Source organism: Pseudomonas carassii (genome assembly GCF_036324045.1).
Taxonomy (GTDB): Bacteria; Pseudomonadota; Gammaproteobacteria; order Pseudomonadales; family Pseudomonadaceae; genus Aquipseudomonas; species Aquipseudomonas peradeniyensis.
The window spans coordinates 1-15,023 of sequence record NZ_JAZDCT010000039.1; the positions used below are offsets into that span (position 1 = coordinate 1).

13 protein-coding genes are annotated in these 15,023 nt (G+C 65.1%); 6 read left to right on the plus strand and 7 right to left on the minus strand.

Annotation, left to right across the window (positions count from 1 at the left end):
* Window positions 1-349: 349 nt before the first annotated feature.
* Together V0R62_RS22755 and orn are read right to left on the minus strand one after the other, a co-directional pair.
* Entirely contained in the window at window positions 350-961 is a 612-nt protein-coding gene (locus tag V0R62_RS22755) for a trimeric intracellular cation channel family protein (protein ID WP_023630647.1), read from the minus strand.
* A 92-nt stretch (window positions 962-1,053) separates the two neighbouring features.
* Window positions 1,054-1,596 (minus strand): oligoribonuclease, encoded by a 543-nt coding sequence (orn, locus tag V0R62_RS22760; protein WP_028688268.1) that lies wholly within the window; start codon window positions 1,594-1,596, stop codon window positions 1,054-1,056.
* A gap of 109 nt (window positions 1,597-1,705) precedes the next feature.
* Between orn and rsgA the strand changes: the two genes are divergently transcribed.
* Both rsgA and V0R62_RS22770 read left to right on the plus strand, forming a co-directional pair.
* Complete coding sequence (rsgA, locus tag V0R62_RS22765; protein WP_330105312.1) at window positions 1,706-2,737, plus strand: small ribosomal subunit biogenesis GTPase RsgA; 1,032 nt, start codon at window positions 1,706-1,708, stop codon at window positions 2,735-2,737.
* Window positions 2,738-2,882: 145 nt separating this feature from the next.
* Window positions 2,883-3,362, plus strand: a complete 480-nt coding sequence (locus V0R62_RS22770) for a molecular chaperone Tir (RefSeq protein ID WP_330105313.1) — start codon at window positions 2,883-2,885, stop codon at window positions 3,360-3,362.
* Between the two features lie 32 nt (window positions 3,363-3,394).
* Here V0R62_RS22770 and motB read toward each other — a convergent pair whose 3' ends face one another.
* Window positions 3,395-4,411, minus strand: coding sequence for a flagellar motor protein MotB (motB, locus tag V0R62_RS22775; protein WP_330105314.1), 1,017 nt, complete (start codon window positions 4,409-4,411; stop codon window positions 3,395-3,397).
* A gap of 3 nt (window positions 4,412-4,414) precedes the next feature.
* Window positions 4,415-5,266 (minus strand): flagellar motor stator protein MotA, encoded by an 852-nt coding sequence (gene motA / locus V0R62_RS22780; RefSeq protein ID WP_023630652.1) that lies wholly within the window; start codon window positions 5,264-5,266, stop codon window positions 4,415-4,417.
* Between the two features lie 130 nt (window positions 5,267-5,396).
* On the opposite strand from motA, the gene V0R62_RS22785 reads away from it, so the two are divergent.
* From V0R62_RS22785 to asd, 3 genes are read left to right on the plus strand one after another with little or no spacing between them, the layout of a single operon-like run.
* Entirely contained in the window at window positions 5,397-6,932 is a 1,536-nt protein-coding gene (locus V0R62_RS22785; RefSeq protein WP_330105315.1) for an HDOD domain-containing protein, read from the plus strand.
* Between the two features lie 44 nt (window positions 6,933-6,976).
* On the plus strand, window positions 6,977-7,786 hold the full coding sequence (gene rhdA / locus V0R62_RS22790; RefSeq protein WP_330105316.1) for a thiosulfate sulfurtransferase: 810 nt from the start codon (window positions 6,977-6,979) through the stop codon (window positions 7,784-7,786).
* Between the two features lie 9 nt (window positions 7,787-7,795).
* Window positions 7,796-8,659 (plus strand): archaetidylserine decarboxylase, encoded by an 864-nt coding sequence (gene asd / locus V0R62_RS22795; RefSeq protein ID WP_028688274.1) that lies wholly within the window; start codon window positions 7,796-7,798, stop codon window positions 8,657-8,659.
* A gap of 172 nt (window positions 8,660-8,831) precedes the next feature.
* Here asd and serB read toward each other — a convergent pair whose 3' ends face one another.
* Window positions 8,832-10,046, minus strand: coding sequence for a phosphoserine phosphatase SerB (serB, locus tag V0R62_RS22800; RefSeq protein ID WP_330105317.1), 1,215 nt, complete (start codon window positions 10,044-10,046; stop codon window positions 8,832-8,834).
* A gap of 136 nt (window positions 10,047-10,182) precedes the next feature.
* Here serB and V0R62_RS22805 point away from each other — a divergent pair, with 136 nt between their 5' ends.
* On the plus strand, window positions 10,183-11,634 hold the full coding sequence (locus V0R62_RS22805; protein ID WP_330105318.1) for a histidine kinase: 1,452 nt from the start codon (window positions 10,183-10,185) through the stop codon (window positions 11,632-11,634).
* Between the two features lie 236 nt (window positions 11,635-11,870).
* Here the strand turns inward: V0R62_RS22805 and V0R62_RS22810 are convergent, their stop codons facing one another.
* Window positions 11,871-12,581 carry a PqiC family protein gene (locus V0R62_RS22810; RefSeq protein WP_330105319.1) on the minus strand — a complete coding sequence of 237 codons (711 nt, stop codon included), beginning with the start codon at window positions 12,579-12,581 and terminating at the stop codon, window positions 11,871-11,873.
* A gap of 175 nt (window positions 12,582-12,756) precedes the next feature.
* Entirely contained in the window at window positions 12,757-15,015 is a 2,259-nt protein-coding gene (gene parC, locus V0R62_RS22815; RefSeq protein WP_330105320.1) for a DNA topoisomerase IV subunit A, read from the minus strand.
* Between the last annotated feature and the right edge of the window lie 8 nt (window positions 15,016-15,023).

Sequence of the window (15,023 nt, forward strand, 5' to 3'; positions counted from 1 at the left end):
TCACCAAAAATCCTCGCTCCATTCATCCGGCCCCTACGCTTCGCTCCGGGGTCCCCTCGCTCCGTTCTTGCTCCCGGGAGGACCGCGCTGAACGCCCCATCCTGGGGCGCAGCGCTTGACGGGCATCCATGCCCGTCACCTCCCTCCGCAAGAACTCCGCTCGGCCTCCTGAAGTCGCAATTGGCGGCGCCTGAACTATCGCGCACTTAGAAGCAAGATCAAGATCAAGATCAAGATCAACAAACATGAACCAACTATCGAACCACCGGCAGGGTAGCTAAGTTATAGGCTCCCGGTGACTAGCCGGCTCCCACAGGGATAACTTACCCTCTCAAAGCGCAGCGCTAATTTACTGTTGATCGTTGTAATGAAACTTCGGCATCTCCCAATGAAACCGAATAGCCAACAACCGCACCAGAAAACCACCAAACAATGTCAGCAACATGGCCTGCTCCGCCGGCACCTTGAAGTAAACGCACCCCAGGTAGAACCAAGCCGCCGCAAACGAAACACTGGCATAGAGCTCACGCCGAAACACCAACGGAATATCGTTGCAGAAGATATCCCGCAGGATGCCGCCAAACACCCCGGTAATCACCCCGCTGATCGAAGCGACCAGGAACCCCTGCCCCATCTCCAGCGCGGTCATGCAGCCGATCAGGGTGAACGCCACCAGCCCCAGGGCATCGAGCACCAGGAACAGCGACCGCAGGTGCCGCATCAAGGGCGCGATGAAAATCGTCAGCAGCGCCGCGAAGCTGGTCAGCACCAGGTACTCCGGATGCTTCACCCAGGTTAGCGGGTAGTGCCCGAGCAGCACGTCGCGCACCGAGCCGCCACCCAGCGCGGTGACGCAGGCGATCAGCACCACGCCGAACCAGTCCATGCCGCGACGGCCGGCGGACAGGGCGCCAGTCATGGCTTCGGCGGTGATGGCGATGAGGTAGAGCATCAGCAACATGGTGCAGGTCCGTGCGGGAAAGGCGCGCAGTCTACCCAGTCGCGCAGGGCACCAAAAGGGGGAGCGCCGACGATCGTCGGCGCTCGGCAAGGTCAGACCTTGATGAAATGCTCGCGATAGTGACGCAGCTCGCCAATCGACTCGCGAATGTCATCCAGCGCCAGGTGGGTACTGCCCTTCTTGAAGCTGTCACGCACTTCCGGCGCCCAGCGCGCGGCCAGTTCCTTGAGCGTGGAGACATCGAGGTTGCGATAGTGGAAGTAGTTTTCCAGTTCACGCATGTGGCGATAGAGGAAACGGCGGTCCTGGCAGATGCTGTTGCCACAGATCGGCGACTTGCCCTTCGGCACCCACTGCTCGAGGAAAGCGATGGTCTGCGCCTCGGCCTCGGCCATGCTCACCTTGCTTTCACGCACGCGCTGGGTCAGGCCCGAGGCGCCATGGGTGCGGGTGTTCCACTCGTCCATGCGCGCCAGCACTTCGTCGCTGTGGTGAATGGCGATCACCGGGCCTTCGGCCAGGGTGTTCAGCTCGCTGTCGGTGACGATGGTGGCCATCTCGATGATGACGTCGTTGTCCGGATCCAGGCCGGTCATCTCCAGATCGATCCAGATCAGATTCTGTGGGTTCTGCATGAAAAGGCTCCTCGAATAGCCCGTCATATTAGCCTAGCGGGGCGGCTCGTGGGCGTGCCGTGCTAAACTGCCCGCCGTTTTCTTTCTGCCCCGCCGACACGGAACACTCATGGCCAAACGCCAGCTCAACCGCCGCCAGAACTGGCGCATCGAAAAGATCCAGGGCGAGCGCGCCGCCCGCGCCGCCAAACGCGAGCAGCACGTGCTGCAGGAGCTGGAGGGTGGCGATCTGGGGCCGGAACAACTGGGCCTGGTGATCGCCCACTTCGGTGTGCAGGTCGAGGTCGAGGCCCAGGACGGCGAAGCCGCCGGCCAGGTCTTCCGCTGCCACCTGCGGGCCAACCTGCCGGCGCTGGTCACCGGCGATCGCGTGGTCTGGCGCGCCGGCAACCAGGGGATCGGCGTGATCGTCGCGCAGATGCCGCGCAGCACCGAACTGTGCCGACCGAACAACCACGGCCAGCTCAAGCCGGTGGCGGCCAACGTCGACCTGATCGTCATCGTCTTCGCCCCGGCGCCCGAGCCGCACCCCAACCTGATCGACCGCTACCTGGTCGCCGCCGAGCATGCCGGCATCCGCCCGCTGCTGCTGCTGAACAAGGCCGACCTGATCGACGACGAGAACGGCCCGACCCTCCAGGCGATGCTCGAGGTCTATCGCGGCCTGGGCTACCCGCTGCTGGAAGTCTCGGCCCACCACGGCGATGGCATGCAACGCCTGCAGGAAACCCTCGACGGCCATATCAGCGTGTTCGTCGGCCAGTCCGGCGTGGGCAAGTCCTCGCTGGTCAACAGCTTGCTGCCCGAGGCCGGCACCCGTGTCGGCGACCTGTCGGAGTGGTCCGGCCAGGGCACCCACACCACCACCACCGCGCGGCTGTACCACTTCCCCAACGGCGGCGACCTGATCGACTCGCCGGGCATCCGCGAGTTCGGCCTGGTGCATGTCAGCCGCGACGACGTGGAGGATGGTTTCATCGAGTTCCGCGAACTGATCGGCAACTGCCGCTTCCGCGACTGCAAGCATGACCGCGAGCCCGGTTGCGCGCTGCTCAAGGCCCTGGAGGACGGCAGCGTCACCCAGCAGCGGATGAACAGCTACCGCTCGATCATCGCCAGCCTGCCTGAAGATACCTACTGATTGGCAGGTTTGCCTGTCTGAGCCGTAGGAAATGTTACCGGGGCGAGTAGGATCGCTCCGGTTTCGCGGTCACCTATTGTCCCACTCCCGGCTTTCCCCGATGGTCATGCCTTGTCGTCGGCATTGATCAGGGAGGGCAACAAGGATGCCGGTTTTCATCAGTTACCGCCGGGATGAGCGGCTCGATGCCTTCATCCTCAACGAACGCCTGCTGCTCGAAGGCATCCCCACCCATCTGGTGCCCTTCGACAGCGAAGGGCAGACCCTGGACGACCTGCATGGCGGTTTCTGCCAGCACATGGCCGATGCCACCCACTGGATCGGCGTGTTGTCCGAACACACCGTCGACGACTGGTGGACGGCCTGGCTGTTGGGCGCCGCGGCCATGCTCAATCGCCGGGTGAGTTTCTATCACGCGGGCAGCGGCGACCTGCCGGATTACCTGGGCAAATGGCCGGCGATGCGCGAGCGGGAGCATATCGAGCTGTTCGTGCGGGCCTACCATGACGAGCAGACCTTTGGCCGCGCCATGGCCTCGATGACCGGGCGCGGGAGCCTGTCGGACAGGGATAACGCGGATTTCTTTCACGCCGACCTCAAGGCCAAGATCAGGCGCGGCTTCTGAATGCACAGGGGCCGCTAAGCGGCCCCTGTCATTTACTGGTCCTTGGCCTCGTCCATCTTCAACACGCCATCCTCGAAGATGTTCAGCTTCTGGCGCAGCTCGCGCGGCTGCATCGGCGCATCGCCCGGTGCCGCGGTGGCCCCGGGTGCGGCGCCTGCAGGCGGTGCGGGATTGGCCGGAGGTGCATTCTCAGGCTTGCCCTGCTCACCCTCGATATCGCGCTGGGCCTTCTTGGTCAGGACGATGATATCGATCCGACGGTTGACCGGGTTGAACGGATTAGCCCGGTCGAACAGCGACGACGAGGCATAGCCGACCACCCGTGCCACCTGCTCATCCGGGTAGCCACCGGCAACCAGGGCCCGACGCGCGGCGTTGGCGCGGTTGGCCGACAGTTCCCAGTTGCCGAAGTCGCCGGTGCCGGAATACGGCTTGGCGTCGGTGTGGCCACTGATGCTGATCTTGTTCGGCACGGCCTTGATGGTGTCGGCCATGGCCAGCAGGATGTCCTCGAAATACGGCTGCAGCCGTGCGCTGCCCAGGTCGAACATTGGCCGGTTCTCGGCATCCATGATCTGGATGCGCAGGCCGTCCTGGGTGATCTCGAACAGGATCTGGTCCTTGAACTTCTGCAGCTGCGGGTTTTCCTCGACCTTGTTCTGCAACTCCTGCAGCAGCAGCTCGAGGCGCTCGCGCTCGACCTGCTCGGCCATGGTCTCGACCTTGTCCTTGTCCAGCTGCAGGCTGGTGTCGGGCGTCGGCTCGGACTTCACTTCCGGGTTGATGGTCTTTTCCGGCGCCAGTTGCGGCGAGCCGCCCAGGTCGATGATATAGGGCGTGCCGCTTTCGGAGAAGCCGATCGGGTCCTTGAAGTAACCGGCGATGGCGATCTTCTGCTCGGGCGTGGCCGTCGACAGCAGCCAGAGCACCAGGAAGAACGCCATCATCGCCGTGGCGAAGTCGGCGAAGGCGATTTTCCAGGCGCCGCCGTGATGGCCGTCGCCAAAGCGCTTGACGCGCTTGACGATGATGGGCTGATTGTTCTCCATGGCTTAGCGACCGCGTACTGCTTGTTCCAGCTCGGCGAAGCTCGGACGGTGCGCCGGGTACAGCACCTTGCGACCGAACTCGACCGCCAGCGACGGCGGCATGCCGGAGGCCGAGGCCACCAGCGAGGCCTTGATCGCCTCGTAGACGTTCAGTTCCTCTTTCGCATCGTGGCGCAGAGCGTTGGCCAGCGGGCCGAAGAAGCCGTAGGCGGCAAGAATACCGAAGAAGGTACCGACCAGCGCCGCGCCCACGTGCAGGCCGATGGACTTCTGGTCGCCATCGCCCAGCGAGGCCATGGTCACCACGATACCCAGTACCGCCGCGACGATACCAAAGCCGGGCATGCCGTCGGCGATGCCGGTCACCGCGTGGGACGGGTGCTCCAGCTCTTCCTTCATGCTCAGCAGCTCCATGTCGAACAGGCCTTCGAGTTCATGGGGCGCCATGTTGCCGGTGGACATGATCCGCAGGTAGTCGCAGATGAACGCGGTCATGCGCTCATCACCCAGCACGGCCGGGTACTTGGCGAAGATCGGGCTGGCCGCGGCGTCCTCGATATCCCCCTCGATGGCCATCATGCCTTCACGACGGCTCTTGTTGAGGATCTCGTACACCAGGCCCAGCACCTCAAGGTAGAAGGTGTGGGTGAAGCGGGTGCCGAACATCTTCAGCGACTTCTTGATTACATGCATGGTCATGTAACCAGGGTTGGCCTGGAGGAACGCACCAAAGGCCGCGCCGCCGATGATCAGCACTTCGAACGGCTGGATCAGTGCCGCGATCTTGCCGTGGGAAAGCACGTAGCCGCCGAGCACGCTCGCGAATACGACGATGATGCCGATAATTTTAGCCATAAGTTGGAAGCACTTGCTGTCGTGGTCAGGGTAGGGAACGGAAGCTTGAAAACTCTTCTTCTACTTATCGGCAGAACTGCGCCAGACTATAGCCACTCATTGCGAAAAGCCAGTTCGGACTGATGTCAATATGCCAATTGAAACCAAGGTGCCAAGTCAGGTTCCGTCGAGTCTAGAGGCCTGGGTAAAGCTGCTCGACGGGATTCGAGTACCGGTGCCGAAAGACAGCCACGACCGTGTTCTACAGGCCATCAACGACAGCCGCCGCTCCCTGCGCGACATCGCCGAACTGATGCAGGACAGCCCCGCGCTGGTGCTCTGCGTGCTGCGCGAGGCCAACCACCCGGCCAACGCCAGTCTGGCGGAGCCTGCCGAAAGCCTGGAAATCGCCCTCAACCGCCTGGGGCTGGCCCGCACCAGCCAGTTGCTGGCGCGCCTGCCGTCGATACCGGCCGACGAGATCCCGCCGGTGCTGCGCCAGTTCCTGCTGATCAGCCAGCACGCCACCCAACAGGCCAACGGCCTGTTCGCCAGTCGCCTGGCGCGGCTGTGGCAGGAAATCCACTGGGGCAGCCTGCTGTTCCTCTCGCCACTGTGGCCGCTGGCCCTGGCCTACCCCAAGCTGCTGGACACCTGGGAACTGCGGGTCATCCACAAGGGCGAGGAAGCCGCCGAGGTCGAGCGGGAACTGTTCGGCGTGCGCCTCATGCAGCTGTGCCAGGCCATGGCCGAGCACTGGCGCCTGCCCGAGTGGGTGACCCAGGGCTACCGCCTGCTGATGGACGAGCGCGAGCAACTGGCCCAGGTGCTGAACATCGCCCGCGAACAGGACCCGCTGGTCCAGCAGCAGCGCCTGGACGACGAGCCGGCCCTGCGCCGCTGGTTCAACCAGCCACCCAACACCGTGCTGCTGGCCAACGGCCTCGCCCTGGCCGCCCAGGTGGGTTGGGACAACCCGCACCTGCTGCGCTGGCAGCTGCTTACCGCACTGTACCTGCAGACCACCCTGGACGATGTTCAGCAACAGGTCCACCAGCAGGCCGCGGCCAGCGCTCGCCATCACGCCCGGCATGCGCTGTTCCACCCGGCCGAGGCGCTGATCTGGCCCTGGCACCAGCGCCGGCCGCACCCGGACATGCTCACCCCGCCACCGCCCAGCACCGAGGACCTCGGCCGCTGGCGCGCGCTGTGCCAGGAGCTGCTGGCCCAGCCCAGCCCGTTCAGCAACGCCGTGCACCTGGCCACCCAGGCCCGCGACGCCCTGCTGGCCTGCGGCATGCAGCGCATCATGCTGCTGAGCCTGGACAAGGCCACCGACTACCTGCGCGTGCAGCAGACCGCCGGCCTGCCACGCGAGGCCGCCGCCATGGCGCTGCCCGTCGAGCAGAACAAATTGTTGCAAAAGTTGATGGCAAAAGCCGGGCAACTGCGCCTGACACCCGACAACCATGCCCAGTTCAGCGCACTGCTGCCGGCACCGTTGCGCGCTTTCTTCCGCAGCGAGCACCTGCTGCTGCGCTCGCTGGCGGTGGGCGACCAGGTACTGATGCTGGCGGTAGCCGACCAGGACGGCAAGCCGCTGGCCGACGTCAGCGTGCAGGCGTTTGGCAAGACCGCGCAATGCGTGGAGCGCGCCCTGGCCGTGTTTGCCACCCGCAATGCCTGACCCTTGCGCTACAATCGCCCCTCTTTCCACCCTGGAGAACGTGGATGACTGACTTTTCCGGCCTGCCCCTGGTGATCGAAGCCGAGGACCTGCTGCCGCGCCTGGATTCGCCACGGCTGATCCTGGTCGACCTGACCAGCGCCAACCGCTATGGCAGCGGGCACATCCCCGGAGCCCGCTTCGTCGACCCGAAACGCACCCAGCTGGGCCAGCCCCCGGCCCCCGGCCTGCTGCCGGCCCGTGCCGACCTGGAAAAACTGTTCGGTGAACTCGGCCACCGCGACGATGCGGTCTACGTGGTCTACGACGACGAGGGCGGCGGCTGGGCCGGGCGCTTCATCTGGCTGCTCGACGTGATCGGCCACAAGGGTTACCACTACCTGAACGGCGGCATCCAGGCCTGGCCGGCGGACAAGCTGTCCACCGAAACACCCGAAGTCGCCGGCGGCCCGGTGAGCCTGCACCTGCATGGCGAACCCACCGCCACCCGCGAATACCTGCAAAGCCGCCTGGGCGCCGCCGACCTGGTCATCTGGGACGCCCGCGGGCCACTGGAATACAGCGGCGAGAAGGTGCTGGCGGCCAAGGGCGGGCACATTCCCGGCGCGATCAACTTCGAGTGGACCGCCGGCATGGACCTCAACAACCACCTGCGCATCCGCAAGGACATTGCCGAAGTCCTGCAAAACCTGGGCATCACCCCCGACAAGGAAGTGATCACCCACTGCCAGACCCACCACCGCTCCGGTTTCACCTACCTCGTGGCCAAGGCCCTCGGCTATCCACGGGTGAAGGGCTATGCCGGTTCCTGGGGCGAATGGGGCAACCACCCCGACACGCCCGTCGAAGTTTAAGGACGCTCAATGAAATCCCGCTTGTTCATCATCAGCCAGTACCTGCTGCCGCACCACCTGCTGTCGCGGCTGGCCGGCTGCGTCGCCGAGTGCCGCGCACGCTGGTTCAAGAACGCCTTCACCGCCTGGTTCGCCAAGCGCTACCAGGTGAACATGTCCGAGGCGCTGGTCGAAGACCTCAGCGCCTACGAGCACTTCAACGCCTTCTTCACCCGTGCCCTCAAGCCCGGCGCCCGTCCGCTGGACGAAACCCCCGGTGCGATCCTCTGCCCAGCCGATGGCGCCGTCAGCCAGCTTGGTCCGATCGAGCACGGCCGCATCTTCCAGGCCAAGGGCCACGGCTACAGCGCCCTGGAGCTGCTGGGCGGCGATCCGGCCCTGGCCGCGCCGTTCATGGGCGGCGAGTTCGCCACCATCTACCTGTCGCCCAAAGACTACCACCGCGTGCACATGCCGCTGGCCGGTACCCTGCGCGAGATGGTCTATGTGCCGGGCCGGCTGTTCTCGGTCAACCAGACCACTGCGGAAAACGTGCCTGAGCTGTTCGCCCGCAACGAGCGCGTGGTCTGCCTGTTCGACACCGAGCGTGGGCCGATGGCGGTGGTGCTGGTCGGTGCGATGATCGTCGCCTCGATCGAGACCGTCTGGGCTGGCCTGGTCACGCCACCGAAGCGCGAGCTGAAGACCTTCCGCTACGACGAAGCCAGCCGTGCGCCGATCCACCTGGAAAAAGGTGCCGAACTGGGCCGTTTCAAGCTGGGATCAACCGCCATCGTGCTGTTCGGGCCGGAGCAGGTGAAGTGGGCCGAGAGCTTGGGTGCCGGCTCTGCGGTGCGCATGGGTGAGCTGCTGGCGCAGCCGACCCAGGCCTGAGCATCCGGTAATAAAAAGGCCCTGCATGATTCATGTCATGCAGGGCCTTTTTTTGCCTTGGGATTGCTGGGAGGGCTTCGCCCTCCTTTCGCGACGCAAGGCCGCTCCTACAGGGGGACACGATCAGCTGTAGGACCGGCCGCAAAGGCCGCAACGCGGCCCCGGCTCAAGATCAACCGCGCGCTTCGCGATCGCGCACGCCCAGCAGGTAAAGCACACCATCCAGGCCCAGCGTCGAAATCGCCTGCTTGGCCGACTGGCGCACCAGCGGCTTGGCGCGGAAGGCCACGCCCAGACCGGCCTGGGACAGCATCGGCAGGTCGTTGGCGCCATCACCGACGGCGATGGTCTGCTCGAGCTGCAGGCCCTCCTCGCTGGCCAGTTGCTGCAGCAGGTCAGCCTTGCGCTGGGCATCGACGATCGGCTCGACGGCCACGCCGGTCACCTTGCCGTCGACCACCTCCAGTTCATTGGCGAACACGTAGTCAATGCCCAGGCGCGCCTGCACCTGCTGGGCAAAGTAGGTGAAGCCACCGGAGAGGATGGCGGTCTTGTAGCCCAGGCGCTTGAGCTCGGCGAACAGGTGCTCGGCGCCTTCGGTCAGGCGCAGCGAGGCGCCGATCTGGTCGAGCACGCTGACGTCCAGCCCCTTGAGCAAGGCCATGCGCTCCTTGAAGCTGGCGCGGAAGTCCAGCTCGCCACGCATGGCGCGCTCGGTGATCGCCGCCACCTGCTCGCCGACGCCGGCGGCCTTGGCCAGTTCGTCGATCACTTCGGCCTCGATCAGGGTCGAGTCCATGTCGAAAACCGCCAGGCGGCGGTTGCGGCGGAACAGGTCGTCACGCTGGAAAGCGATGTCGATGTTCAGCTCTTCGGACAGCGCAAAGAAGTCGGCGCGCAGGGCCTGATCATCGCTGGCCTCGCCGCGCACGGAAATTTCCAGCGCGGACTTGCCCTTGTCGGTCGGGGCATCCAGCGCGACGCGGGCGGACAGCCGCTCGATGCGCTCGATGGTCAAGCCGTACTGGCTGATGATCGCACTGACCCGCTGCAACTGCTGCGGGGTCACCCGACGGCTGAGCAGGGTGACGATATGGCGCGCCTCGCCCTGGCTGTCGGCCCAGTGCTGGTAATCGGCCTCGGAAATGGGGGTGTAGCGGGCCTGCAGGTCCAGTTCGTGAGCCTTGGACTGCACGCTCTGCAACAGCGCGGTGGCCACTTCGTTGTCGGGGATGTCGACCAGGATGCCGAACGACAGGGTGCCGTGCATGACCGCCAGGCCGATGTCGAGAATGTTCACACCGCCCTGGAGCAGGACGCCGGTAATGGCCGCGGTGAGACCTGGACGGTCTTCACCAGTGATGTTGATCAAAACGATTTCGCGCAAGACCGGGGCTCCAACTCGATGAAAAATGCGCATTCTACCGATTTTCCATGACCATCGGGCGCCAACGATACTTTGCCGACAAAACACGTATCGCTATACTGCGCAGCAACTTTCTCGCCATAAAGAGCCGCGCTCTGTGAACCGGCCCACGCCCGTAAAACCCGACAACTTCTTCCTGATGATCTACCGAGCCCTGAGCCAGCGCCGAATTCCATTGGCCCTGCGCATTGCCAGCCACAACATCTTCCTGGTGGCCCTGGCCCTGGTGATCTACGCCTGCGTGATGGGCCTGCAGTTCAAGCAGGCCATGCACGAGCAGGCCGATGCCGTCGGCCAGAGCCTGACCACCCAGACCGCCACCTCGGCCACCGAGCTGCTGGTGTCCAACGACATCCTCAGTCTCAACGTACTGCTGGGCAACCTGGTGAAGAACCCGCTGGTAGCCCATGCGGCCATCTACAGCGTGGACAACCGCATCCTCGCCGAGGCCGGTCAGCGCCCGCGCAACAGCCTGCTGGGCGAAACCGAAGGGGTCTACCAGACCAAGATCACCTTCCAGGACGTGACCGCCGGCCAGCTGCGCATCAGCCTGGACATGAGCCAGTTCCAGCAGCCGATGCTGATCAGCCTGCAGAGCATGGGCATTCTCGCCGCGATCCTGCTGGCCCTGGCCCTGACCCTCAGCCTGCGCCTGGGCCGCTTCATCTCGACCCCGCTGTTGCAGCTGCGCGTCTGGTTGCGTGACCCGCACCCCTACACGCCGGGCACCGACCGCCAGGACGAGATCGGCGACCTGGCCCGTCAGCTGCACGCCCGCCTCGCCCCACCGCCGCCTCCGGAGCCGGAGGAAGAGGACGAGGAAGACGATTTCGATGACGTGCCCGCAGCCAAGGTCGCTCCACGGGCCAAGGCGGCGGTACAGAGTGCCGATCACGACGAAGACGACGACGCCTTCGCCGACCTGATGGATGAGCAAAGCGCTCCGGCCAAGCCTGCGATCATCGAGTCCGACGAACCGCAATTCAGCGCCGTGCTGGCCGTGCAGTTGGGCTCCCAGGAGCAACTGCGCCGCCTGCCACGCACCCGCCTGACCGAGCTGCTGGAGCGCTACCGCGACTGCCTCGACCAGGCCGCCTCGCTGTACGAAGGGGAAGTCCACACCCTGAACGACGGCAGCACCCTGCTGTTGTTCCACAGCCGCGATAGCGGCGAGGACTACCTGACCAACGCCATCTGCTGCGGCGAGCTGCTGCGTGCCCTTGGCCACGCCCTGCAGATCGAGGTGGCTGACAGCGGCATCACCCTGCAACTGCAACTGGGCCTGGTGCTGGCTGACGATCTGCAAGGCATGGATCAGGTCGACCTGCTGATGACCGAACAGGCCCAGGACGCCCTGGCCCTGTCGCAGCACAGCCGCAACCTGCTGCTGGTGGAACGCCGCATCAGTGATGACGCCCTGGTACGCCAGCGTGCGCGTATTCGGCCGATCGCAAGCCCCGAGGGCGCGTGCTGTGTCGAACGCCTGATGGAACCTTACCCGTCGATGCTGGAACGCCAGCTGGCACGGATGCATGAGCGGCGGGCCTGAGATTTAGGGGTTACGCGATCCCTGTAGGAGCGGCCTTGCCGAGGCGTCGGACCGGTCGGAAAGGGCTGCGTAGCAGCCCCAGGGATTTTCGATGGAACGAAGTTCCTGGGGCTGCTTCGCACCCCTTTCCGACCGGTCCGACGCCTCGGCAAGGCCGCTCCTACAGGGAACAGCGCCTCGATCTAGCAGCCACAAAAAAGCCCGCATCGCTGCGGGCTTTTTTGTGGCTGCGGATATCAGAAGCGGAACACTTCCATATCGGTACGAATCGGCGAAGCCATCGGAATCTTCGGTTTCTCCGGCTCTTTCTTCACCTGAACCGGCGCCGCCTGCTTGCGTGGCGTCTCCTCGGCGATGGCCGGCTGGTTGGCCAGTGGCTTGACCGCGGTGCTCAGCTGTTCGGCCAGCTTCTGCAGCAATTGCCCCTGGGCCTGGACCTGCGCCGACTCGGTGCCCGCATGGGGCTGCTCGAGGTGGACGATGCGGTTGTCACGCACCTGGCCACGGCGGTCCAGCACGCGCCACTGGGCATCCAGGATCGCCGGCTGGTTCTTGCCCGAATCCAGGCGGGTGATCGACAGCAGCACCTGCACGTCCGGCGTGAAGCCGGCGCTCGCCGGTGCCAGCACCACGCGCTGGCTGTCCAGACGCCAGGCTAGCTGGCGCACCAGCAACTGGTCGATATCCGACGAAAGGCTGCCGGCCCAGCGGCCATCGGTGGCCGCCGTCAGGCTGCCATCGGTCTGCCGCTGGAGAAAGGTCTCGCGTTGCAGGTAGTCGGCCACCGATACCGGGCCGAGCACCACCGCCATGCCCGCCGCCTGGGTCGGCTGGCCGGGATCACCACTGTCGAGCTGATACAGGGCGACCGGCTGATGCATGCTGCATCCGCTCAGGCCCAGCAAGCCAGTCATCAGCAGCGCAAATGGAAGGCGCAGAAATTTCATTCATCCCATCCAGGCGGTCGTCTCCAGACTGACCGCAGTGATACTCATGTAGATTCATTCGGGCACTCGGCCACGCCGGCGCCACGCGGGCACTATCATCCGCGAATTAGCCGCCAGACTCCAGCATTTCCGCCCGAGGCGGCGCCGAAAACGCCGCAGCAGACGGTCAATCCAGTCAGGCCGGGGTCTCCACCATCAACCCATCGACGCGCTGGAAGCCACGTGGCAATTTGCTACCGCGACGACCGCGTTCGCCCTTGTAATGCTCCAGATCATCCGGCTTCAGGGAAAGGGTACGCTTGCCAGCCTGCAATACAAGGGTCGAGCCTTCGCTGATCACCGCCAGGTCGGTCACGTACTCCTCGCGGCTGGCCACCCGATCACCCGGCACGCCGATGATCTTGTTGCCCTTGCCCTTGCCCAGCTGCGGCAGGTCGGCCACCTTGAACACCAGCAGGCGACCTTCGGTGGTGACAGCCGCCAGCCAATCCTGTTCACGACTCGCAACCGGGCGCGGGGTCATCACCTTGGCGCCGTTGGGCAGGCTGAGCAGGCCCTTGCCGGCCTTGTTCTTGGCCTGCAGGTCCTCGCCCTTGACCACGAAACCGTAGCCGGCGTCCGAGGCCACCACGTACAGGGCGTCGTCCTCCGGCAGCAGCACGCACTCGAAGGTAGCGCCGGGCGGCGGAGTCAGGCGACCGGTCAGCGGCTCGCCCTGGCCACGGGCCGACGGCAGGCTGTGGGCGGCCAGCGAGTAGCTGCGGCCGGTGGAGTCGATGAGCACGGCGAATTGGTTGGAGCGTCCGGCCGCGGCGGCCTTGAAGCCGTCACCGGCCTTGTACGAAAGCCCCGTGGCGTCGATATCGTGGCCCTTGGCGCAACGCACCCAGCCCTTCTCCGACAGCACCACGGTGACCGGCTCGGTCGGCATCAGCTCGTTTTCCGACAGGGCCTTGGCCTCGGCGCGCTCGACGATCGGCGAGCGGCGGTCGTCGCCATAGGTTTCGGCGTCTTCGATCAGTTCGCTGCGCACCAGCTTGCGCAGCTTGGCGTCGCTGCCCAGCAGGGTAGTCAGGCGCTTCTGCTCCTTGAGCAGCTCGTCCTGCTCGCCACGGATCTTCATCTCTTCCAGACGGGCCAGCTGGCGCAGGCGGGTCTCGAGGATGTAGTCGGCCTGGATCTCGGTCAGGTCGAAACGGGCGATCAGGGCCTGCTTGGGGTGCTCCTCGGTGCGGATGATGTGGATCACTTCATCCAGGTTGAGGAACGCGGTGAGCAAGCCTTCCAACAGGTGCAGGCGCTTCTCGACCTTGTCCAGGCGGTGCTGCAGGCGGCGACGAACGGTACCGATCCGGTACTCCAGCCACTCCAGCAGCAACGCGCGCAGGTTCTTCAGCTGCGGACGGCCGTCGAGGCCGATGATGTTGACGTTGACCCGGTAGGTGCTCTCGAGGTCGGTGGTGGCGAACAGGTGCTGCATCAGTTCGGCGGCATCGACACGGTTCGAACGCGGGATGATGACAATGCGGCAAGGGTTCTCGTGATCCGACTCGTCGCGCAGGTCGGCGACCATCGGCAGCTTCTTGGCCTGCATCTGCGCGGCGATCTGCTCCAGCACCTTGGCCCCGGAGACCTGGTGCGGCAGCGCGGTGACGATGATGTCGCCGTCCTCGACGCGGTACACCGCGCGCATGCGGATCGAGCCCTTGCCGGTCTCGTAGAGCTTGAGGATATCGGCGCGCGGGGTGACGATCTCGGCTTCGGTCGGGTAGTCCGGGCCCTGGATGTGCTCGCACAACTGCTCGATGGTGGCCTTGGGCTCGTCGAGCAGGCGCACGCAGGCGCTGGCCACCTCCCGCAAATTGTGCGGCGGCACGTCGGTGGCCATGCCCACGGCAATGCCGGTGGTGCCGTTGAGCAGGATGTTCGGCAGGCGCGCCGGCAGCACCGCCGGCTCCTGCAGAGTACCGTCGAAGTTCGGCACCCAGTCGACGGTGCCCTGGCCCAGCTCGCTGAGCAGCACTTCGGAATAGCGCGACAGGCGCGCCTCGGTGTAACGCATGGCGGCGAACGACTTCGGATCGTCCGGCGCACCCCAGTTGCCCTGGCCATCGACCAGGGTGTAGCGGTAGCTGAACGGCTGGGCCATCAGCACCATGGCCTCGTAGCACGCCGAGTCGCCGTGGGGGTGGAACTTGCCGAGCACGTCGCCGACGGTACGCGCCGACTTCTTGTGCTTGGAGTCGGCGTCCAGTCCCAACTCGCTCATGGCATAGACGATGCGGCGCTGCACCGGCTTGAGGCCGTCGCCGATGTGCGGCAGGGCACGGTCCATGATCACGTACATGGAGTAGTTGAGGTAGGCCTGTTCGGTGAAGTCAGCCAGGGAACGGCGTTCGACGCCTTCAAGGCTGAGTTCGAGTGAGTCGCTCATGCGGGCCT

Excerpts from the sequence above, each read along its gene's own strand:
- V0R62_RS22770 (WP_330105313.1), top strand. The coding sequence starts at position 2,883 with ATGCCGGTTTTCATCAGTTACCGCCGGGATGAGCGGCTCGATGCCTTC.
- motA (WP_023630652.1), bottom strand. The coding sequence starts at position 5,266 with ATGGCTAAAATTATCGGCATCATCGTCGTATTCGCGAGCGTGCTCGGC.
- V0R62_RS22755 (WP_023630647.1), bottom strand. The coding sequence starts at position 961 with ATGTTGCTGATGCTCTACCTCATCGCCATCACCGCCGAAGCCATGACT.
- asd (WP_028688274.1), top strand. The coding sequence starts at position 7,796 with ATGAAATCCCGCTTGTTCATCATCAGCCAGTACCTGCTGCCGCACCAC.
- rsgA (WP_330105312.1), top strand. The coding sequence starts at position 1,706 with ATGGCCAAACGCCAGCTCAACCGCCGCCAGAACTGGCGCATCGAAAAG.
- rhdA (WP_330105316.1), top strand. The coding sequence starts at position 6,977 with ATGACTGACTTTTCCGGCCTGCCCCTGGTGATCGAAGCCGAGGACCTG.
- parC (WP_330105320.1), bottom strand. The coding sequence starts at position 15,015 with ATGAGCGACTCACTCGAACTCAGCCTTGAAGGCGTCGAACGCCGTTCC.
- motB (WP_330105314.1), bottom strand. The coding sequence starts at position 4,411 with ATGGAGAACAATCAGCCCATCATCGTCAAGCGCGTCAAGCGCTTTGGC.
- orn (WP_028688268.1), bottom strand. The coding sequence starts at position 1,596 with ATGCAGAACCCACAGAATCTGATCTGGATCGATCTGGAGATGACCGGC.
- V0R62_RS22785 (WP_330105315.1), top strand. The coding sequence starts at position 5,397 with ATGCCAATTGAAACCAAGGTGCCAAGTCAGGTTCCGTCGAGTCTAGAG.
- V0R62_RS22810 (WP_330105319.1), bottom strand. The coding sequence starts at position 12,581 with ATGAAATTTCTGCGCCTTCCATTTGCGCTGCTGATGACTGGCTTGCTG.